Below are 22,083 nucleotides of genomic sequence, written 5' to 3'. Positions count from 1 at the left end.
AAATGCAAAAAAGAGAAGTAGAGGCTACTTCTCTTTTTCTTATCTTCTAAACTAGTAATCGTTGAATAACTTCATTTGTTAAATTAGGTACGATTTCTAAAGAATAGCTTAACTCCATCCGTTCGTACTGTTTATGAGCATCAAAGCCGTAAGGACCGATATTGATAACGGGTACGTTAATCGCTCTTATATCTTCATAATTAACGTAATGCTTCGTTCCCCATCCAGGGTTATTATCAGCAACAGACTTTAATTCTTCTTCATCATCACTTAAAGCAACGAAGCTCATGTCTGAAATATAGGGGAAGAAATTGCGTGTTACGATAGGGTGTTGATATTGCGGTTGATACTTTTCAACTGCAGCATCTAACGCATGTAGCAAGTTTACTTCCTTTTCGTTTTTACCGGTTACTTCGATACGTGGTGAATAGAGCGATGAATAGAATAAAATAATGGCAGGGCTCTTATCGGGCATCCATTTCCACGCCTCTTCTACTACTTTTGCAGCAAACATTCGCGTATCTAGTTCTTGGTCTAATAGTAATTCTTCTTTATATGCGAGCATATGAGTTACATAGGAGTCACCGTGAGTATCGATCAATAATCTATCCATTTCATCATATAGCAAGACTCTAGGCTTCCACGGAACATCTACATAAGGCTGATTGCTAGCTTTGCTATAGGATAAATAGTTTTGTTTAAACTCATTTAGTGCAGAATCGAACGCAATTTCAGCTTGTGTTCTTAATTTTTCTAGTACATCTTTAGGAGACCAGGAATGTACGAAGAAATTGTAATATACGTAAGCAGACAGGGCAGTTTGAACGGTGTATGTTGGCTTTAAATCCGTCTGCTTTAATGAAACAGGTGGTACAGTCGTTTCCCCAAACGCTTCATTACAGAGTTCCGTGTTGTAATTAATTTGTTTAGTTAAGCTAGCAGCAATATAGTTAGGATCTAACCCTTCAAAGCAAGATCCAACATGCGTTTCTGCACCTGTAATGTAAAAGGAAGGTAATAATTTACCGACAGTGCCTTTATAAATATAACGGTTATTGTCTCCTTCATAACGAGGGGAAACAAAATCAGCATTAATGGCAGCAACATAATCTAACTTGTGCTCGTCTCGTAATAATTGTAACTCTTTTAAAGCAGATAGTATGCCGTGTGAACTGTCTTCTTCATCACATTCAATGACGACTACTAAATTACCGCTTAGTTCTTCTGGGTGGTTTGAATAGTAGTTTAAAAGATAGAGATGGCTAGCAACACCACTTTTCATATCAAGTACACCTCTTCCGAACAAATACTCACCGGACTGTAGATGAGATTCAACGGAAGTTGGTAATTTTTCTTCCTGGAGTGCTTGCATTAATTCTAGAGGGTCACATGCTTTTTCTTTTAAGTGGTTGAAATCATCCGTTCCTACTGTATCCATATGGCCCATTAGTACTACTGTTTTATTGCTTGGTGATTTAGTCCCTTTTACGAGCGCAATTACATTATAGCGTTCTCGTTCATCGTCAACTGTTTGCTGTTTTCTAACAAGATGCGGGTTTCCTTTAAAGTAGGGCATAGACGAAACGATCGTATACACAGCTTCAGCCATCACTTTTTCGCCTTCTGTATTAACGATACTTTCAACATTAACTAGTTGCTTTGTTAAAAATAAAACCTCTTCGCGACACTGTAACATATTAGAAACTCCTTCGTTTATAATAAAAAATACCTATTTAGTGCTATAATACTTTAATTAGGAGATATATAGAAGAATTTTAATATACATATAAAATGATAAATTTTTACATAAAGGGTGAGACGATGAAATCTTTAGACCATTTAGCTCATTTTCCATATCCATTTAAAGACGATACTTATCGTTATTCTAATAACTCAGTTTTGTTAAACCAACCTTGTAGTGTGGATATAACGAATACATATGAGAAAGAGGTTTTCTTAAAACGAGAATTATTAACCGAGCATCATGAACGTTGCTTTCAATCGTTACCTCACACAATGCGTGCGCAATGGGAAGTAGTGGATTTAGTTATAGACCATCTTGTAACCTACTTTCCTACTAAATTTTCTATCGATAAGGCTGGGGAGCAATGGACATTTCGTAACGTGTTACTAGATGAAACAGTAACCTTCACATTTGGCGATTGTTCTTCTTTATCAGTCGAACCGTTAGATTTTATCGGGAGACATGTTCAGGAAGACTTGTTACTTATGATGGAACGTGATGGTGATTTATATTTAGATGCAGGTCAGTTATGTTTCCCTTCAAATTGGTCGCTAACATTTAATGTAGGGATGGATTTTAAAACAATTCATAAACCAATTCCAGGCTTTGCGCCATTGGATGATCGAATATTGACCTTTTTAATGCAGCTTGAAGCTGGTTCTCCTTGGGGGAGGAAAAACTGGGGGCTTATGGCTGGAGATCGGTTAGATACGTCGTTAGAAACGTTTGCCGACTGGGGAAAAGGACGAAAAAAGGTAACGAAAGATAATGTCGGCGAATTTGTACATTTGCGTGTAGAAGTACAGAAGCTTTTTAGGTTACCGAGAACGGGTGGAATTCTTTTTACGATTCATTCTCATATTATGCCACTCTATCAATTTGTGATGAAAAAAGAGTGGTTACAGCAATTTAATGAAATAATGCAGGAGTTACCGCCGCATATTGTTGACTATAAAGGAATTACCTCCTACAGAGAACCTGTTCTGCAATATTTAAAAGAACAGCTAGAAAGTAGGGAAGATTAATGACGGTTTCATTAATTAATGGGAAAAGGAAATATATTTTCTGTGGGGATGAAGCTAGTTTAGAAGTATTGCAACCAATAATATATGAGGTTAAAAAGAAAGAGTTGCCGTTTGAGATTGTTCCATTGGATTCTTCAACCTTACAAAACCTCCTTTCATCACAAAAAATGGGGACCTTTTTATACATTGCAGCACCTTGGAAGTTAAAAAGGGAAATAGAAAAAATGGCTTGGTCTATTGGCTATTCAGAAGAAGAAATGATTTCTGTCGGAATCGGTCCTAAACCGATGAACGTTTTTTGTTGTCGTTGTCACGGCATTACTGAGAAAATAAATTTAATAGTGGACGAGGAAATAACCTGTTCCCATTGCGAGTTGCAACTCGTCGTTTCGGACCATTATTCTTCACTGCGAGATGCACATTTAGGATATGTAGCAAAATTATAAATAGGAGTGTAAGTCGTGTACAGAGAAAAAACTATTCCTGTTATTGTTCAAAACAAAGAGAATATCACATCAAAAATTAAACGGTTCACTCTAGTTGCAGCAAAAGGAACACTTCCTTATTTTAGTGCTGGCTCACATATTACAACGTATGTCGGGGAAGAAGGGAAACTTGCTCGTCCTTATAGTTTGAATAATCACCCTGATAACAATAATTGTTACGAAATCTCTGTTCGGTTAGATGAACAGTCAAAAGGTGGTTCCCGATATTGGCATGAGGAAATAAAGATTGGTAGCCAAATTGATATTAGTTATCCTAAAAATCATCTTCCACTAAGCTTTAAAGCGAAACATCACGTCTTTTATGCTGCAGGAATTGGAATCACTCCTTTTCTGTCGATGATGGCAGAGTTAAAGGAGTCTGGTCGCTCGTTTGAATTACATTACGCTGCGAAAACGAAAGAGCAATGTGCTTTTTATGGCGAGTTAAAGGAAATGTACCCAGGTTGTTGTCATTTCTATTTTTCTCAAGAAACGAAGAAGTTAACAGTAGATTCGTTGCTTCAACATAATATTGGAACACATGTATATTTTTGCGGTCCGGAATCGTTTATTACATCGTTCGTAAAAGCAGCACAACAATTCGGCTATCCGAACGGAAGTATTCACTTTGAACGCTTTTCAGCACCGGTTCAAATAAATAGAGCTCCGTTTACTGCACAAGTAGAAAACGGGAAGGAAATAACAGTTTCAAAGGATGAATCGTTATTAGAAGCACTTCTTTCTGCCGGTATTCATGCACCTTATTCTTGTAGAGTTGGTCGTTGTGGTACTTGCGAGTGGAAAGTAATTGAAGGTGAAGTCGATCATCAGGATCAATTTTTAAACAAGGATCAAAGAAAAACATCCATTATTACTTGTGTTTCGCGTGCAAGGTCGGGAAATATCTACATTACTCGATAAATTTTCCCGGGAAATGACAAAAGATATCAATCATATTAAATTCATTTGACATTTATCGAAAAAAGATGGAAAGAATGATAAAAAACAAATAAAATTATATATTGGACTACTGAATAGAAAATACTGTTTTTATAATATAAATGTTGTTGAAAAAGCCTAGATCCTATGTAAATATTTTAATTAGCAGTGTAAGAAAGGCTGGATAAAAGAATGAATAATAAAGCAGTTATTTTAGGAACAAATTATTATATCGGATTAAGCACGATTCGTTGCTTAGGGGTGCAGGATATACATACGGTTGCAGTAGATTATTCCTATGAAAATACGTATGGTGCTCATTCAAAATATTGTTCGGAACGTGTTATCGCACCGCACTATAAAGAGAACAAACAACAGTTTATTGACTTTCTAATAGATTATGCTCGCAAACAAACAGCTCCGCCTGTTCTAATACCTTGTCATGATTCCTACGTAGAAGTAATCGATGAATATTTAGATGAATTAAAGCAGCATTATTTAATTCCACAAACGGAACAAGGATTATATACAGAAGTAATGAACAAAGAAACTCTACATGCATTAGCGACGAAGCATGGTGTTTTAGTTCCCGAAACGGTCCGATTACACGAGGAAAACTTTTATGAGAAAATTGATGAAATAATTGGGTACCCGTGTATCGTAAAACCTGTTGATTCTCCTTCATTTGTGGCGAAGTTTAGAAAAAAGATTTTTCAAGTGGAAAATCGCCAGGAATTAGATGAAGCACTCCGTAAATCGGAAGAAGCAGGATTAGAAGTAATTGTCCAACGAATTATTCCAGGATTTGATGATCATATGCATACTTTTGATGCCTACTTAAATCAAGACTCGAAAGTAACTCATTGGGTAACGTGTCAAAAGCATCGTCAATATCCTATAAATTTTGGCGCATCTGTCTACACAGAGCAAAAATATATTCCGGAATTATATGAAGTTGGTGCCAAGTTTCTTGAGGATATAGGTTTTAAAGGATTTGCAGAAATTGAATTTAAAAAAGATGCAGAAACAGGCAACTTTTACTTAATTGAAATAAACGCAAGAATTACAAACTTAAACCATTTGTTATATAAAGTTGGGATAAACTTCCCATATATTACTTATCGAGAATTAACGGGATCTCCGTTACAATCAAAAGCAGTGACAGAAAACACGAATACCGCTTTTTGGTATGTGTATGAAGATATTTTAGCGATTAAAGGATATATAAAAACAGGCCAGTTATCAACGAAGGACGTTTTACAGTCATTACTAAAAAAGAAAGCTTATGCTATTTGGGATTGGAAAGATCCAAAGCCTGCAATTTCCTTTTTACAAATGATTGCTGGAAAGAAGTTTCGTAGAAGCTCCAATTAAAGGTGGGATTAAATGTGGTAAATTTACAACAATTATTACAAGCGATTAGCGTGGTAGAAACATATAAAGAAGAAAACATATCGATAACAGGATTATCGTATCATTCGCAAAAGGTCGAAAGCGGTCATCTATTTGTATGTATCAAGGGATATAAAACGGACGGTCATAAATATTTAGCTGATGCTGTTAAAAATGGAGCTATCGCTGCGGTAGTAGAAGACTTCCAAGAAGGAATAGACATTCCTCAATATCGTGTGGAAAACAGTAGAATTGCGCTTGCTCAATTAGGGAATGCCTATTTTAACGAACCTTCCAAAAAATTAAAAATGATAGGGATTACTGCAACAAACGGTAAAACAACAACGTCTTATATGACAAATGCGATGCTCGAAACAGAAGGATACAAGACAGGCCTAATTGGTACTGTTACAGTCAAAATTGATGACTATTCTTTCCCGGCAGAACTAACAACGCCAGAATCTTTAGACTTACAAAATTACTTGCACCAAATGGTAGAGCGAGGCGTAACGCATGTAAGTATGGAAGTTTCATCAGCAGCAATGGAAACAAACCGAGTGGAAACGGTAGAGTATGATATTGTTACGCTAAATAACATTAGCCGTGAACATATCGATTCTCACGGGTCTTTTGAACAATATTGGAATGTGAAATCAAGCTTAATAACGAATGCTTCTGAAAACAGTGTTGCAGTCTTAAATTTAGATGATGAATATTCCGCTTCTTTAATTAATCGAACAAATGCTAGTGTCGTTACGTTCGGTGTTAGAAACGAAGAAGGGCATATTCGTTGTAAAAACTTAGACCTTTCTACTGGTAGAGGTAAATTCACTTACGAAATAGTGAAAGAATTCAAATCGAAATCCGCTCACTTAACACCTTGCTCATTTGAAGTGGAATTAGCGGTACCTGGATTGCACTCTGTATATAATTCTATGGTTGCCATTACTGTAGCTCTATTAAATAATGTATCGATTGCATCTATTCAAGAAACTCTTCAAACGTTTACTGGCGTAGAACGACGTTTTGAATTTATTTTTGAAGAGGATATTAAGATAGTAGATGACCATTTTGCTAACCCTGGAAATATTAATATTACGCTAAAGACACTTCAGTATATGGATTTCCAAAATCTCCATCTTGTCTATGCGATTCGTGGTGAAAGAGGCCCAACGGTTAATAGAGAAAATGCAGAAGCAATTGTAGAATGGGCATCTAAACTAAATATTAGTGAAATTATTGCAACGAAAAGTGTTTCACATGTAACATTAAAAGATCGTGTGACAGATGAAGAAGTAAAAGCATTTATGGACGTAATGGAGAAGGCAGGTATTGAAGTTAAACTTTACGACGAACTTCCAGACGCCATTACAGAAGCTATTACAAATGTTGTAGAAAATGACTTAATATTACTAGCAGGTGCACAAGGCATGGACCTTGGTGGAGAAATAGCATTAGAAATTATTCATAAACGTACTTCAAAAGCACCAAAAACAGTCGGTCATTTGCAATGAAGTAAAAGAGGCTGAGACAAAACTAATATGATCATGATAAAAAACGAACAGTAGCAGAATTTCCGGAGCGGGATATTTCCACACTACTATTTTTTGTTCGTTTTTTACTTTGATAAAAGTAGTTATGTCCCAACCTCTTTCCACTTTTCTATATTAAAATAAACAATTACAATAGTTGAAGAAGAAACAGAGTAGTTCATAATACAGCATCCTGTATACGAAAGGTGACATATAAATATGTGTGGTTTTGTAGGTTTTGCAAGTAATGCAAATGCGGAAGAAAAGAAAAATTTAGTAGAAACAATGATGGATACAATTACACACCGCGGTCCTGATAGCGGTGGAGTATTTACAGACGATAAAGTGGCCTTAGGTTTTCGTCGCTTAAGTATTATTGACTTAACTGAAGAAGCAGACCAGCCAATGTACAATGAAGATAACAGCTGTGTGCTTATTTTTAATGGGGAAATTTACAATTTCCAAGAACTTCGTGAAGATTTAGTAGAAAAAGGACACCAATTTGTTAGTCATACAGATAGTGAAGTTTTAATTCATGGTTATGAGGAATATGGAGTAAATCTAGTAGAAAAGCTAAGAGGTATGTTCGCTTTTGCTATTTACGATAAAAAAGAAGAATCATTATTTATCGCAAGAGATCATTTCGGTATAAAACCTTTATACTATACACAAAATACTACAGATAATTCCTTTATTTTTGGGTCTGAAATAAAATCGTTTTTAAAACACCCTGGATTTATTAAAGAATTAAACAAAGATGCGCTAAAACCTTATTTAACGTTCCAATACTCTGTGTTGGATGAAACGTTCTTTAAAGGTGTATTCAAGTTAAAACCAGGGCATTATATGTTATATAAAAAAGGGTCTATTCAAATTAATCGTTATTGGGACCCAATGTTTGATGAAAGTGAAAATAGCTTTGAACATTACGTAAATGAAATTAAAAAAACAGTCGAAGAGTCTGTTAAATATCATAAAATAAGTGATGTAAAAGTTGGTTCATTCCTTTCTGGTGGTATCGACTCTAGTTATATTACGTCACTTTTAAAACCGAACAAAACATTTTCTGTCGGTTTCGAAGATCACGAAGGTATATTCAATGAAACAAATTTAGCGAAAGAGCTATCAGATATTTTAAACATAGAAAATCATAAGCGCATTATTGATGCCGATGATTGTTTTGATATGCTACCAACAATTCAATATCATATGGACGAGCCTCAATCAAATCCGTCTTCTGTTCCGTTATACTTTTTAGCACAGCTTGCTAGTGAGCATGTAACAGTAGTTTTATCAGGAGAAGGAGCAGATGAACTATTCGGCGGCTACATTTGGTATCAAACGTCACCAAATCAAGAAAAATATCAAAAGTCAGTACCGTATGCAATTCGTCGTCCGCTATCGTTATTAGCACGAAAACTACCACATAACAGAATTACAGAGTTTTTAGATAAAGGTGGTCAAAAGGTAGAAGAACGCTTCATTGGACAAGCGAAAGTTTTTGCAGAAGATGATGCGTTAAAAGTATTAAAGAATGATTACAAAAATGGGCCATCTGTACAAAGCATTACAGAAAAGGTTTATGAGAAAGTTAAAAATAAAGACGACGTAACGAAAATGCAGTATTTAGATATGAATTTATGGTTACCAGGAGACATTTTACTAAAAGCTGATAAAATGAGTTCTGCTCATTCTATTGAGTTACGTGTTCCATTTTTAGATAAAGTTGTAATGTCACTTGCTGCACAAGTTCCAGCACAGTATAAAATAAATAGTAAACAAACAAAAATAGCATTACGTCAAGCAGCAGAAGAAGTCATTCCTTCAGAATGGGCAAACCGTACAAAAGTCGGCTTCCCAGTTCCTATTCGCTTCTGGCTACGTGAAGAGAAATATTATAACAAAGTAAAAGAAATGTTCGAATCAGACATGGCTGCGGAATTTTTTGAAACGAGAGAACTAGTACAGTTTTTAGATGATCATTATAACGGGAAAGAAAACTATGCTCGTTATATATGGACAGTTTACGTATTTTTAGTATGGTATAAAAAGTTTTTTAAAGACTGTTAATTTGTCAAACTTATGGTGAAAGAGCAGGAGGGTACCAGTAATTATGAAAAAACCAGTTTTTTTAAGCTTACTATTAATTATTGTTAATGTTGCGCTTTTAATGGTGAATAATGCATTTGCTGCCACTCCTGTTGTTTCCGTACCTCTTGATGAAGAAGAAAAGGCAGAGCTGAAAAATGGTGTATCTATTCCGGTAGAAACGATTTTGCAAAATCCGGAACTGCCGAATGGTTGCGAAATTACGTCTTTAACAGCCGTTTTACAATTTTGTGGATACTCTATAAGTAAAACAGAAATGGCAGACGACTACTTAACAAAAGTGCCATTTTTCTGGAAGGATGGAAAGCTAATCGGAGGAAATCCGTATGAGGCTTATGCTGGTGATCCGAGACGTAAGGACGGTTTTTTCAGTTATGCTCCTCCAATTGTAGATGCAGCCCGAACGTATATAGCCGATGTTGGCGGTAAAGAAACTGTAAAAGATTTAAGCGGAAGTACACCAGGCGAAATCATGGAATATTTACAACAAGGTAATCCCGTCGTGATATGGGTAACTTTAGATTTGAGTCCACCGAAAGTTACGTACTCATGGCATTTTGAATCAACGGAAGAAAAGTTTCAAGCGCCTGTCAATTTGCATGCCGTTGTATTAAATGGCTACGAAAATGGAATGGTGCACGTAATGGATCCACTAAAAGGACAAGTAACCCACGATGCCATTGATTTCTTTAACAGTTATATAGAACTAGGTAGTCATGCCTTAGTGGTGATACGATAGAACGATTTATAGAAGAACTCGTAATGTACGGGAATTTTTGTACTTTCTTAAAAGCTAAAAAAAGTTGGTGAAGTATGAAAGGGAAACGTTTAGGCATTATTGGCGGAATGGGGCCGAAAGCAACAAGTGTATTTTTCGATAAACTAATAGAAAATACAGTTGCCAATAGTGATCAAGAGCACATAGATATTGTTATTATGAATCATGCTACTTTACCAGATCGAACAACGGTTATTTTGGAAGAGCGAGGCGAAGACTTTTTACGAGAGATAAAAAGAGATTTTGAAATGCTTGAAAAGGCAGAAGTGTCCAATATTGCGATTCCGTGTAACACATCACACTTCTTTTATGAAGAGATGCAAGGAATGACAACCATTCCTATCATCCATATGGTACAAGAAACAGTAAAAGAAATTTATGAAAAATTTGGTGAAGGAAGTAAAATTGGATTACTAGCTACAAACGGCACTGTAAATAGCGGCATTTACGAAAAAGAGTGTCAAAAATATAATCTCAATTTGTATACGCCGAATAAACCGTTACAAGATGAAGTAATGAACATTATATATAATATAAAAGCAGACATCGGTTCCGACCAAGATCGCTTTGAAGCAATTGTTCATCAGTTAATAAAAGAGGAAAATTGTCGCTGTGTTATTTTAGCATGTACGGAACTATCAATTATTCCATTAAGGAAGGAAACGTCCTGTCATACAGTAGATGCGATGGCTGTCCTTATAGAAAAAGCGATTGAGCGTTCTGGGAAAGAAGTAAAAAGAAAAGAACTATCTAATATATTTGTCTAAGCTGTCCTATACTAAAAAGGACGGCTTTTTTATATGATCTCAACACGAAAAAGCTAAGAGTGAATTATTATATAATATATAATTTTTTGTAATTATTTTAAGAAAGTGTTGACTAATTTGTTATTCTTAATATAATAATAGTTAGTGAGAATGAATTTCATTATTAATAAAATACATAGAAAAGAGGCGTACATCTTATGTCAAAAAGAATAATTTCATTAAGTTTAGTGTTTTTGTTAACGGTTGCAACATTACTTGGTTGCGCAACGAACAATAATGGTGGAACAAACCAAGCAGGAAGTAACGAGGAGCAACCTAATGAAGAACAAAGTAGTGGAGTGGTAAATTTATATACAAGCAGACACTACGAGACAGACCAAGAGCTGTATAAAGTGTTTGAAGAACAAACAGGTATTAAAGTAAATGTAGTAGAAGGTAAAGGCGACGAATTAATGGAGCGCCTAAACATTGAAGGAGAAGCGACAGAAGCAGACGTTTTTATTACTGCAGACGCTGGTAACTTACATGCTGCAAAAGAAAGCGGATTACTTCAAGCAATCGAAAGTGATGTTATCTCTAACAATATTCCTGATAAACTAAGAGACGATGAGAATCATTGGTTTGGTATTACGAAAAGAGCACGTGTGATCGTTTATGCGAAAGACCGTGTTGATCCAGCGGAACTATCAACTTACGAAGCATTAACAGAATCAGATTGGAATAAACGTCTAGTTGTTCGCTCTTCGGATAACATGTATAACATTTCTTTACTAGCATCTTTTATTGACATTATGGGTGAAGAGGCAGCAACGGAATGGGCACAAGGAATTGTAAACAACATGGCTAGAGATCCACAAGGTGGAGATCGCGACCAAGCAAAAGCAGTCGTTGCAGGTGAAGCAGATGTAGCGATTATGAATACGTACTATATCGGTGGAATGCTAAACTCAGAAGATGCAGAAGAAGTAAAAGTAGCAGAAAATGTAGGGATCTTCTTCCCGAACCAAGATACAACTGGAACACATATTAACGTAAGTGCTGCTGGTGTAACAAAGCATGCTAAAAACAAGGATAACGCTATTAAATTTATTGAGTTTTTATCAAGTGAAGAAGCACAAGAAAAATTCGCTTCGGCTAACTTTGAATACCCAGCTAACCCTAATGTAGAACCAGCAGAACTATTAAAATCTTGGGGCGATTTCAAAGAACAAGACATCGACCTATCAGTACTAGGCCAAAACCAACAACAAGCCATCCGAATCTTCAACCAAGTCGGTTGGAAATAAGAAAAGCGAAAGGGGCTCGCTTAGCGGCGACAAGCATAAGACAGGCGCTGCCGGTGGGCGGGGTTTGCCCACCGGAAGTGACTGGCTTATGACCTCGAGCCGCTAGCCCCTGTAGCTGGACAAAGAAAAGCACAGGCGCTACGCTCAGGCCCGTATAAACTAACACTCCCCCAAATTAAAAACCGTCACTATGCAAAAATTGTGACGGTTTTGTTTTTTCCAACCAATACATATTCCATTTGAGAATGATTTTCGTTATAATTAAAGCGGATTAAGTGAAAGCACATACAAAACAAAAGAAATTGTTCATTAATTAAAGGAAGTGTCATCATTGCGTATTATCCAGCAAGCTAAACAGCATATGAACATATGGACAATTTTAAGCCTTTTCTTTATTTCTATCATTCTCATACCGAATCTATTAATAGGCATACAGTTTTTCACAGAACCTAATGAAAACTGGGAACATATTAAACATTACTTACTACAAGATTATATATATAATACAACGGTTATCCTTCTATTTACTGCAATAGCAACTACGATTATCGGTACAACGCTAGCTTGGTTCGTGACGATATATGACTTTCCATTAAAAAGATTTTTTAAATGGGGATTAATTTTACCGTTAGCGATTCCACCTTATATTGGTGCTTACGCATACCACGGCATATTAAATTACACAGGTGTTATTCAAACAACGTTACGTAACTCCTTTGATATTCAAGTAAACCAAGCATATTTCAATATCATGTCCATTCAAGGGGCAGTCTTCATATTTACACTATTTTTATATCCTTACGTGTATACCATTACGAAAACATTTTTCCAAAATCAGTCTGCTTCCTTAATTGAAAATGCAACGCTATTAGGAAGTGGTTCTACTAGCACGTTCTTTCGAGTTGCCTTACCTCTATCACAAGCTGCCATTATAGGAAGTGTGACACTAGTAATACTAGAGGTGTTAAATGATTATGGAGTAGTTAGTTATTTTGGAATACAAACGTTTAGTACGGCAATATTCCGTACTTGGTATGGTATGAAAGATTTAGATTCTGCTTTAAAACTAGCAGGTTTACTAATGTTCATCGTTATTATCGTTTTAATGCTAGAGAAAGTATTACGCGGAAGGAAAAAGTATAGTTATGCCTCTACGAAAGTTCGACCTGTTCAACCTAAAAGATTAAAAGGCTGGAAGGCATGGGCGATTACGGGGTACTGTTCTTTTATATTTGGTATCGCGTTTATTATCCCATTAGCGCAATTAATACAATGGGGTCTTATGACATATGAAACCATTTGGAGTCCGCAGTTTTTAACATTAGCGAAAAACTCCATATTTGTAGCAGGGGTTGCTTCCCTAATTATCGTGGTTATCGCATTAATTATCGCAAATTATACGAGATTGCATGATAGCATATTTGTAAAAATAATTTCTCGCGTTACTACATTAGGTTATTCTATTCCTGGAGCAGCCATTGCCATTGCCATTATTACGATATTTATAACGCTCGATAGTGTATTACTAAACATATATAGTACGCTTCAAATTGATTCTCAATTTATTTTACGAACAAGTTTAGTAATGTTAGTTTCAGCCTATATTATTCGCTTTTTAGCAATCGGTTTTAACTCTATTGAGACTGGTTATGAAAAGATAGGGAATAGTTTTACGGAAGCATCTCGTTTATTAGGGTCATCGACCATTCGGACGTTTTTTAAAGTAGATTTACCCCTAATGAAAAGTGCGATCTTTAGTGGTTTTATTCTAGTTTTCGTGGATATATTAAAAGAGTTACCGCTTACGCTTTTTCTACAACCTTTTAACTTTGCTACATTAGCAACACAAGCATATAAATATGCGAATGATGAAAGAGTACAAGAAGCTTCGATTGCTTCATTGTTTATTATATTAATTAGTGGAATATCAATCTTTATCTTTCACCGTTTATTGGAAAAGGAGGCTAAATAATATGTATGTCAAAATAGAAGATTTACTGTTTCAATATCGTAATGCTAAAACGCCAACTATTCAAAACTTTTCTTTAAATATAGAAAAAGGCGAAGTCGTTTCCATCTTAGGAGATAGTGGTAGCGGAAAAAGTACCATTTTACGATTAATTGCAGGCTTGGAAATACCTCAAAAAGGCAGTATTTCGATAAACGGACAAAAAATGATCGATGACAAACATTTCACGCCTCCAGAAAAACGTGGAATTGGAATGGTTTTTCAGGACTATTGCTTATTTCCACATATGACAGTAGCCAATAATATTAAATTTGGTTTAAAAAAATTAAATAGAAAACAAAAGCAAGAAAGATTAGAAGAAATGTTAACACTCGTTAACTTACAAGATTTTAAAGATCGCTATCCTTATGAGCTTAGCGGAGGGCAACAGCAGCGTGTTGCGCTAGCTCGTGCTTTAGCTCCAGCTCCGTCCTTATTAATCTTTGATGAGCCATTTAGTAATTTAGATAGGAGTCTTCAAGAGAAAATTAGGGAAGAGCTTCGTGTTATTATTAAACAGACTGGAATTACTTCTATTTTAGTAACGCATGATGAAGCAGATGCGAAAGCTTTAGCCGATCGAATCGTATACGTGAAGGAAGGGAAAATTTCAAGAACTGTTACAAGTTTTACCCTTCACACAAATAATAAAAAAGTATTAACTTTTAGCTAAAGAGGCTGAGACAAAACTAAAATGATCATAATAAAAAACGAATTACCGCAAAATTAGCGGAGGAAATATACGTAGACTCCAGCGGGAGGAAAGGCATAGGTGAGACCCCGCAGTGCGAAGCACGAGGAGGCTCACCAGCCGCCCGCGGAAAGCGAAGTATATTTCCGTAGCGGGTTATTTCCACTCTACTTGTTCGTCTTTTACTTTGAGAAAAATAGTTATGTCCCACCTCTTTTTTATGTGTTAAACGGCTACTTCATAATGGAAAAATATTTTAATAAAAGAAGAAACTTTTCAAATAAGACCGCGTCAAACATAATGTAGCTTTTCTAATATAAAACAAATAGGGGCGGATTTTAAATGTTCATGCGTACATGGGTAAAGGGGTTAATCGTTTTTGTAGTTATTTCAAGTATTTTAATTGGTTGTGGAAAAGTAGAAAATTCAACGGGAGAACAGCCTAAAGAGGAACCAAAACCATCTTACAGTGGAGAAATGGTGAAAGAGGCTGCGATTAAAAATGGAGAAAACGGGTCAATAGAAGTTCAATACACATTAAAGAATGATAGCGGAGTAGAAGTGCAATACGAAATTTCAAGTGGTTTAACTGTTGATTATATTGTTTTCGATGAACATGGAGAAATGATTTCTCAATTATCTAGAGAAGTTATGTCAACAATGGCAATTCAAACATTAACATTAAAACAAGGTGAAGTGTTCGAGGAGGCATTTTCAATCGGCGGCTTACCAGATGGAAAGTATACGATTCAACTCTTTTTAACTTCTGCACAACAAGAGGAATTAGTGGAAAAGGAATTTTCCATTTCTAATTCTATGTATCAACGAATGACAGGAAAGTTAATAGAAATGAATGGGGATGTAGTAACGGTCGAAATTGGGGAAGAACCGGTTCCCTTTCAACTAACAGATTTAGCGAAAGATCAATTAATGACGATGGAAGAAGATGGCTTCATTGAGTTTATCTATGTTGAAACTGAGTATGAGGAAAAAACAATCGAAAGAATTATTTTTATTGAGTACCGAACGCACGTACATTTAGATAAATCAGTTTTGGAAGTAGAACAAGAGTTAGGAAAAGTAGTAGAACAAATAAAAGCTAATCCAAACGTATTGGAAGGATTAAAACCTTTTGAAATATTTACCTTATATATGTACGTATTAGCAGGAGAAGATTTCGAAACTCTATATCACTTTTATTTGCCGGATTCGATGGACATTCCTGTTGAAGAGTATGTAAAACAAAATCGTGATGGTAATGTCGAAGCACATCGTTCGTTTATGAGGCAATTTAATGAAGTTAGAGATTTTACTGTTATAACGAAAGATCAACAAGGAAGAGTTGAATTTTCATTGGAAGGTGAACAAACTGACTTAGCTTTTCAATTACGAATGCAAGAAAATACATGGTATGTCATGCCGACGCCACTACAATAAAGTTTTAAAATTTGTCAAAAAGAGGACGTCGATGTACGTCTTCTTTTTCTTGTTATATCATATATTAATTCGGGAATAGTTTTTTTATATAAGGATGGTCTAAAAATGTAGAATATGCTCGAATATTATGTGACAGGTCTATGTTTGCTCTTTCCTAATAAGGTAAAAGGGGTGTGTAATTAAAAATGGATGAAAGAAAAGAATTTGAACAATCATTATTAGAAAAAACATACTATCAATCATATTTAAATAATACAGAACGTTCTCCGGTAGAACAGTTAGGTGCGATATATGTAGCGGAACAACAAAAGGAAGGGTCAGATCTCTCTCCTGTTCGCTATGCGCAAGGAGAGATTTATTATCATTATAAAGATTATGAAGCGGCGATTTTTAAATGGGAGCATGTTACAAATGACCTTAAGCCGTGGGCATTGAAAAACATGGCCGACGCTTATTTTGATATTGGGTTACTAGTCGAAGCGGAGGATATTTACACTCGCATTGAACCGAATAGTAAAACGTTAAATGTAGAAGTAGCGTTACAATTATTTTCGTTACATATGGAACGAGGAAATGTAGAAGCAGCATATCGAAGTATACGAAAAGCAATTGCAATCGACCCTGACTATTCGGATGTAACGGCAATCGCCATTGAATTTTATGAAAACCAAAATGATTGGAAGCAAGCAGTTGATTTATGTATTGAGGAGCTCGTTCGTACGCGAAATATTTCGTGGCTATCGACACTTTTAGGCTACATCGAGAATGGTTATGTAAAACAAATCGAGCCTGCATATTTTCAAAGTATTTTAAATACAACATTACAATGGAATGAGCGGGCATTTGTAGAATTAGTATACTCCTTATGGAAATGTTACATGGAAGAACCGTCCTTCTTAGACTGGTTGCATACAATCAACGTTGTAATGGATAAGTTAGATGTAAAAGGAATAAAAGAATGGAACGATGTAGATCGTTTATTTAAACAATCATATTTACAATTAGTAAATGGCATATACCCAGTAAGTGATTTGCAAAGAATTATCCCACATTTACTAGAAAACTGGTTGAAGATTACAGATGAAACAAAAGGGCTATTTCCAGCCACAGCAATTCTTTCGTGGAATGAAGTGTTTCCATATACAATTAATCAAAATGCGATGTACCTTGCCGAAGAGCGCATTTTCCATGTGGAGCACGAGCATATACCTGTAGATGAAGCGCTAGATGTTTTCCACGTTTTAAATGAATGGGTGATTGAAAATAGGTTAAAAGTAGATCTACGAAAGAGTTGGCTATTTACGAAGCTTCAGCAGCTAGAAAATAAACATTTATTTGTTATGAGTTCTACAGATGCAATCAAAAAATCGTTTATCCAATCAATCGTAAGGGACGATATTATTCCATCTACTACTCATCCACTGTACATTTACAGTGAAGAAGAGGCGATGGAGTGGAATGAGATTAGTAGGAGTAAACAAAAGCCGATTCAATCTATTGAGGAAGCTTCTGAACAGTCTCTTATTGAAATGAAGTGGCCATCTTCCTTTTTACAGTCATACAACTATGCGTTATTAGCTTCAAACATGGAAGACTCAACCGTTGTATCGTTATCGGATGGTGTTATTTACATTTTAAATCCAGATACGCCATTTTCTGATATTGAATTAGCGGGCATTATTCAGCTTAGGGAACAAGTACCAGATGTACCTGTTCATTTTATTCTCCGCAGCCCTTTAGCTGACAAAGATTTAATAAAGAGGCAGGCAGACGAACTGGAAAATAGTATTCAAGACTTTTTCCCAGACTCTAACTTGTTTTATTATTCAACTAATGGGGAAGATCGTTCGGAGGAGCTACACCAATTTTTATTCAAAAACTTCTTTGCAAAGGAAAAGCAGTTTGAAGGAAGAAGAGCTACAAACCTACTCCGTCTCATTAGAGAGATGTTCACGGACGGTCTAAACTATCGAGTTACTTTAGAAGATGGATTACAATCATCACTAGAATTCCATGAAATGATGTGTGATAAGTTAAAAGCATTACAGCAAAATGTAGAGGATTGGAAATCTGATAAAGTAGTTCATTTTGCTAATACGTACCAAACGGTAAAGCAGCAATTAAAGGCAGATTTAAGGAGAAAAGTACCTTCCCTTTTACAATCAACAGCAGACCTCATTAAAGAGGATAGCGACTTTGGTACACTACATGTACAATTAAATAAACATATGAATGAGCATATTCAAGCGTATTTTAATGAACAGTTTATTTTTGAGTTACGCGAGTCCATTTTAACGTGGTTAGATGAAACAGAATCAGATTTAAAGGATAGCCAGCAATATTTACAAGAAATGGCGGAAAGTCTTAACGGCTTTTATGAAGAGGAGAAGCTTTCCTTCCCATCTAATTTTCATATAGTAGAAGATTGGCGCAGAGATATAAAACGATTATTAAATCGAACAGAAATCGAGGAGTATAATATTTTTTACCGCACAAATCCTGCACAGTTATTATTAAAGAGTGCTGGGAAGTTTTTAAAAGTATTACCTCAAAATCAAAGTTTTCTATATAAACAGTACAAAAAGTATGTAGAACAAGAGAAATATGAAGAAGTTACCGAGCAAATCGTTTCGAGTATCTTTTTAGAATTTGATTTGTTTGAAAAGGCATTAAAAGCAGACACGGCAAGCTTTTTCGAAGAATCAGTTGAAATATTAAAAGAGAATGTCCGTGAGACAGAAACGGAAATTACGTTTATTAAGGAAGAATGGAATGAGCTGAAAGCCAATCCAGAAAAATACGAAGATCCTGTTAAGCTTTTAGAAGCTCGCCTCCTACAATATGAATTCATGGTAAAGGCAACAGTAGACGTAGAACCATCTATCCAGTCTGCACCAAAATAAAAAAAGAGTCCCAGAAGTAGCAATTGACTTTTGGGACTTTTTTTATTTTTCTATGCTTACTAAAAACATTGTCCAAAGTGAGAATTCCTAAGAGACGATAAGTGGCAAATAATTACATCTTCGGTACTTGTTAGTCTACTTCTAGAACCTTGATTTCCACCGAGGAAGGAATCCGTTTCTTCCAAAGGCTAGCGAGCATCTAACAAATAAAGCCCAATGAGAGGAAGACACATGTATCGTGTGTGAATTCCACCCGTAGGACTTCTATCTACGATAATCGGGCTCATATGTGAAAATATAAAACATTATATCAATTAAACTACATCTTTTCATAAAGATCAATGTCATAAACACACTATTTAACAACAGATTATTTCTTTCACTTGTATATTATTTTAAGTTTAATAGATCAGAAATTCCCACCAATTCCTCGGAGGTAAAGTTCCCAATAATAGTATATAGATTATATCCAGCTATAATTTTGATCATTGAATTGTCGCTAGTATTATTAATTACTTCAATAATAGTTCTATCTTCATATCGATAGGTTTTAAGGTTATGCGCCCCATTTACATCACTCATTTCTTTTAAAATGTCCTCCTCGTTAATAGGAGGATACTCTGGATCTATGGTACTTTGGGAAATTACAAAGGGACCATTATCTGTTCTAAATTCTACGCTTACATCAAATCCATTATAATGATTGGAAACATTTATGTATGGTTCATCATCCTTAATAAACTCTAGAGTTTCTGACAAATTAAGAGGGATATTAATTTTATCATAAAAGGTTTTAACTAATAAATTCTTTGTTTTAAGTTGATTACTATATTCTTCACTTTTACTACCCTCAGTATCTCCTAATGACGTTGTTTCACTTGTACTTTCATTCTCTTTACCAAATTGATTTTTATCAAAAAGAAATGTACTGGAAGATATTAATATAAAAATAACTAGAAATCCAAGAGTGGCTCCAAGGTAGGGAGATGCAGCTTTTTTTCTATTAGATTTCTTGATTTGGTTCTCTATCAATATTATTGTCTTTCTTTTAGTGAAATTTTTCCTACTCTCTTTCCAAGTAATATTATTTTTTATCTTATTAAGTTGAGTGTTAAGGATATTATTTTCCTCATGAAAATTTTTGTTCATAAACATACCCTCCCTTATTTAATTCTTGCTCTAGTTTTTTTATAGATCTAAATAAAGTAGATTTAACTTTACTTTCGGTCCAACCTAGTATTTCTGAGGTTTCCTTTGTTGAAAATCCTTTTATTTTTCTTAAAATTATAACCTCTCTATATGCTGGTTTAAGATTTTTTATTGAAGTATATAAATAAGAGACATCTTCCTTTAGCTCAATTATCTCTTCAGCAGTATTTATAACATCCGACTCTAAATTTTTGGATAATAATGCAGCTATAATTTTATATTTTTTATTTTTTCTGAGGTAATCTATTGTTGTGTTTCTAGCAATCATAAAAAGCCATGTTTTAACTGATGAATTATATTGAAACTGCTCAAAATAAATAAAAGATTTTACAAATGTTTCTTGGGTGAGATCTTCTGCCTTATGATAATCATTTAGCATTAAACCAATATATTTGAAAATATCATCACTATGCTGAGAATACCATTCTTCAACTTTATCTTTTTTTTCTTTATCACTTAACATATTATCCTCCTTTTTACTAACTATATATATAGACGAACAACCTAGTTTTCCGTTGCAGTTTATAATTTATTTAATAAAAAAAAGAGAAACTATTAAGCTTCTCTTTTTATAACAATTATTTAAGTTCTATATATCTAGAAATTTCTATTAATTCTGCTTCCTTAATTCCTGCTACTGTATAAACATTATCATTTGTTACAATATGCAATGTATCATTTTCGTGTTCTGTTTGTTCAACAATTGCCTCATGCCCAGCAATGTTCAATTTCTTAACTTTTTTGTTTTTATACCATACATTTTCAATTTCATCCATTAAACTGTTAACTTTTCCATATTCATTAATACTCTGTGATACCATGGTTGATTCTCCCTCTATAGTATCATACCAGCTTACAATCGCAAATCCACCCTCTCTTTCCTCTATATCAATTAGAGGATTCCCTAAAATATAATCGATATCTTCATCTATATTTAGTGGAATATTCACATCATCTTTTACCTCTTCTAGTTCCATTTTTGAAACTTTCTCGTCCTCTTTTAGAGCGCTAAGAGTTGATACTCTTGATGAGTCATCTGTCCACAACCTCCCTGAATAATGTACATTTCCAGGATTATTATATTGTTCTAAATAGTAACTATACTGAGTTCCTGTGCCAGTAGAAGACCATTTAAATGATACCTGGTAATGAGCGCTACCACCACGATATCTCCTTGTTCTAGTATCTACATTATATGTCCTTTCTTCAAACTTTCCCCAAGTAGCTGGCCCGACATTTCCATCAACACTAAGTCCATTTCTACGTTGAAACTCTTTTATAGCGCTGTTTGTTTTTGGTCCATATGATTGATCTACTGATCCTACCATATCTCTCAGATTAGAAGCCCACAACATTGATTGTACAGCACCAACAAAACCACCGCTTGTAGAATAATTGTACCCAACAGTTTGCCATGTTGATAAATTTCTGAAATCATAGTGATTATGGGCATTAACCATCTTTCCTCCTGCACTAGAAAATACTACAAGGATAATTAATAAATAAATACATAATTTTTTTCTATTCAACCTAATAACCCCCTTTTTTTACCAATCCGTAATATACCATTTATATAAAATTGTAAACATACTTTATAATAGTATGTATATTTCGAAAATATATTTTATTTAGAAGGCACCACAAAAATTAGCTAGACTCTAATATGTGGTCCATTTCACTTTTTCTATAAACAGGGTTGTTAAGTAAGCATTCGGATTATGCAGCCCATATCAAAGGGGAATTTTTTATTGCTAGTAGAAATTCACTCCATGTTTTTC

At 34.9% G+C, this 22,083-nt stretch carries 17 protein-coding genes; 13 read left to right on the top strand and 4 right to left on the bottom strand.

Translation table 11 applies throughout. The features are described 5' to 3' along the window. Nucleotides 1-46: 46 nt before the first annotated feature. Nucleotides 47-1,696: a M20/M25/M40 family metallo-hydrolase gene (locus BC6307_RS22595; RefSeq protein ID WP_066413463.1), complete on the bottom strand. Its 1,650-nt coding sequence runs from the start codon at nt 1,694-1,696 to the stop codon at nt 47-49. Nucleotides 1,697-1,821: 125 nt separating this feature from the next. Here BC6307_RS22595 and BC6307_RS22590 point away from each other — a divergent pair, with 125 nt between their 5' ends. The 13 genes from BC6307_RS22590 (at nt 1,822) to BC6307_RS22530 (ending at nt 19,096) form a co-directional block, all read left to right on the top strand. Next, nucleotides 1,822-2,769 carry a heme-dependent oxidative N-demethylase family protein gene (locus BC6307_RS22590; RefSeq protein ID WP_066413460.1) on the top strand — a complete coding sequence of 316 codons (948 nt, stop codon included), beginning with the start codon at nt 1,822-1,824 and terminating at the stop codon, nt 2,767-2,769. Further along, a complete protein-coding gene (locus BC6307_RS22585) occupies nt 2,769-3,215 on the top strand; it encodes a dimethylamine monooxygenase subunit DmmA family protein (protein ID WP_066413458.1) in 447 nt (148 codons plus the stop codon). Before BC6307_RS22590 ends, BC6307_RS22585 begins: the two co-directional genes overlap by 1 nt. Before the next feature lie 15 nt (nt 3,216-3,230). Continuing rightward, nucleotides 3,231-4,175, top strand: coding sequence for a PDR/VanB family oxidoreductase (locus tag BC6307_RS22580; RefSeq protein ID WP_066413457.1), 945 nt, complete (start codon nt 3,231-3,233; stop codon nt 4,173-4,175). A 210-nt stretch (nt 4,176-4,385) separates the two neighbouring features. Continuing rightward, nucleotides 4,386-5,567 carry a carboxylate--amine ligase gene (locus BC6307_RS22575; protein WP_066413455.1) on the top strand — a complete coding sequence of 394 codons (1,182 nt, stop codon included), beginning with the start codon at nt 4,386-4,388 and terminating at the stop codon, nt 5,565-5,567. Between the two features lie 14 nt (nt 5,568-5,581). Next, a complete protein-coding gene (locus tag BC6307_RS22570) occupies nt 5,582-7,099 on the top strand; it encodes a Mur ligase family protein (protein WP_066413453.1) in 1,518 nt (505 codons plus the stop codon). Between the two features lie 237 nt (nt 7,100-7,336). Then, a complete protein-coding gene (asnB, locus tag BC6307_RS22565) occupies nt 7,337-9,187 on the top strand; it encodes an asparagine synthase (glutamine-hydrolyzing) (protein WP_066413451.1) in 1,851 nt (616 codons plus the stop codon). A gap of 43 nt (nt 9,188-9,230) precedes the next feature. Beyond that, the gene (locus BC6307_RS22560; RefSeq protein WP_066413450.1) at nt 9,231-9,965 is read left to right on the top strand and encodes a C39 family peptidase; all 735 of its coding nucleotides are present in this window, start codon (nt 9,231-9,233) and stop codon (nt 9,963-9,965) included. 74 nt (nt 9,966-10,039) lie between these two features. Beyond that, nucleotides 10,040-10,771, top strand: coding sequence for a cysteate racemase (cuyB, locus tag BC6307_RS22555; protein ID WP_066413448.1), 732 nt, complete (start codon nt 10,040-10,042; stop codon nt 10,769-10,771). A gap of 197 nt (nt 10,772-10,968) precedes the next feature. Beyond that, nucleotides 10,969-12,057 carry a Fe(3+) ABC transporter substrate-binding protein gene (locus BC6307_RS22550; RefSeq protein ID WP_066413446.1) on the top strand — a complete coding sequence of 363 codons (1,089 nt, stop codon included), beginning with the start codon at nt 10,969-10,971 and terminating at the stop codon, nt 12,055-12,057. A gap of 361 nt (nt 12,058-12,418) precedes the next feature. Beyond that, nucleotides 12,419-14,029, top strand: coding sequence for an ABC transporter permease (locus BC6307_RS22545; RefSeq protein WP_084380266.1), 1,611 nt, complete (start codon nt 12,419-12,421; stop codon nt 14,027-14,029). A 1-nt stretch (nt 14,030) separates the two neighbouring features. Beyond that, a complete protein-coding gene (locus BC6307_RS22540; protein WP_066413444.1) occupies nt 14,031-14,738 on the top strand; it encodes an ABC transporter ATP-binding protein in 708 nt (235 codons plus the stop codon). Nucleotides 14,739-15,098: 360 nt separating this feature from the next. After that, on the top strand, nt 15,099-16,193 hold the full coding sequence (locus tag BC6307_RS22535; RefSeq protein ID WP_066415978.1) for a BsuPI-related putative proteinase inhibitor: 1,095 nt from the start codon (nt 15,099-15,101) through the stop codon (nt 16,191-16,193). A gap of 185 nt (nt 16,194-16,378) precedes the next feature. Then, on the top strand, nt 16,379-19,096 hold the full coding sequence (locus tag BC6307_RS22530; protein ID WP_066415980.1) for a tetratricopeptide repeat protein: 2,718 nt from the start codon (nt 16,379-16,381) through the stop codon (nt 19,094-19,096). Between the two features lie 390 nt (nt 19,097-19,486). Here BC6307_RS22530 and BC6307_RS22525 read toward each other — a convergent pair whose 3' ends face one another. The 3 genes from BC6307_RS22525 to BC6307_RS22515 form a co-directional block, all read right to left on the bottom strand. Then, the gene (locus tag BC6307_RS22525; RefSeq protein ID WP_066415981.1) at nt 19,487-20,245 is read right to left on the bottom strand and encodes a hypothetical protein; all 759 of its coding nucleotides are present in this window, start codon (nt 20,243-20,245) and stop codon (nt 19,487-19,489) included. After that, on the bottom strand, nt 20,226-20,768 hold the full coding sequence (locus BC6307_RS22520) for an RNA polymerase sigma factor (RefSeq protein ID WP_066415983.1): 543 nt from the start codon (nt 20,766-20,768) through the stop codon (nt 20,226-20,228). The genes BC6307_RS22525 and BC6307_RS22520 overlap by 20 nt, the downstream gene beginning before the upstream one ends. 115 nt (nt 20,769-20,883) lie before the next feature. After that, nucleotides 20,884-21,834 (bottom strand): peptidoglycan-binding protein, encoded by a 951-nt coding sequence (locus BC6307_RS22515; RefSeq protein ID WP_066415985.1) that lies wholly within the window; start codon nt 21,832-21,834, stop codon nt 20,884-20,886. Between the last annotated feature and the right edge of the window lie 249 nt (nt 21,835-22,083).

The sequence above is a fragment of the Sutcliffiella cohnii genome (assembly GCF_002250055.1).
Lineage (GTDB): Bacteria > Bacillota > Bacilli > Bacillales > Bacillaceae_I > Sutcliffiella > Sutcliffiella cohnii.
This window is presented reverse-complemented; position numbering and strand designations above follow the sequence as displayed.

Coding starts and splice junctions, on each gene's coding strand:
- BC6307_RS22595 (WP_066413463.1), bottom strand. CDS start 1,696: ATGTTACAGTGTCGCGAAGAGGTTTTATTTTTAACAAAGCAACTAGTT.
- BC6307_RS22590 (WP_066413460.1), top strand. CDS start 1,822: ATGAAATCTTTAGACCATTTAGCTCATTTTCCATATCCATTTAAAGAC.
- BC6307_RS22585 (WP_066413458.1), top strand. CDS start 2,769: ATGACGGTTTCATTAATTAATGGGAAAAGGAAATATATTTTCTGTGGG.
- BC6307_RS22575 (WP_066413455.1), top strand. CDS start 4,386: ATGAATAATAAAGCAGTTATTTTAGGAACAAATTATTATATCGGATTA.
- asnB (WP_066413451.1), top strand. CDS start 7,337: ATGTGTGGTTTTGTAGGTTTTGCAAGTAATGCAAATGCGGAAGAAAAG.
- BC6307_RS22560 (WP_066413450.1), top strand. CDS start 9,231: ATGAAAAAACCAGTTTTTTTAAGCTTACTATTAATTATTGTTAATGTT.
- cuyB (WP_066413448.1), top strand. CDS start 10,040: ATGAAAGGGAAACGTTTAGGCATTATTGGCGGAATGGGGCCGAAAGCA.
- BC6307_RS22550 (WP_066413446.1), top strand. CDS start 10,969: ATGTCAAAAAGAATAATTTCATTAAGTTTAGTGTTTTTGTTAACGGTT.
- BC6307_RS22545 (WP_084380266.1), top strand. CDS start 12,419: ATGAACATATGGACAATTTTAAGCCTTTTCTTTATTTCTATCATTCTC.
- BC6307_RS22540 (WP_066413444.1), top strand. CDS start 14,031: ATGTATGTCAAAATAGAAGATTTACTGTTTCAATATCGTAATGCTAAA.
- BC6307_RS22535 (WP_066415978.1), top strand. CDS start 15,099: ATGTTCATGCGTACATGGGTAAAGGGGTTAATCGTTTTTGTAGTTATT.
- BC6307_RS22530 (WP_066415980.1), top strand. CDS start 16,379: ATGGATGAAAGAAAAGAATTTGAACAATCATTATTAGAAAAAACATAC.
- BC6307_RS22525 (WP_066415981.1), bottom strand. CDS start 20,245: ATGAACAAAAATTTTCATGAGGAAAATAATATCCTTAACACTCAACTT.
- BC6307_RS22520 (WP_066415983.1), bottom strand. CDS start 20,768: ATGTTAAGTGATAAAGAAAAAAAAGATAAAGTTGAAGAATGGTATTCT.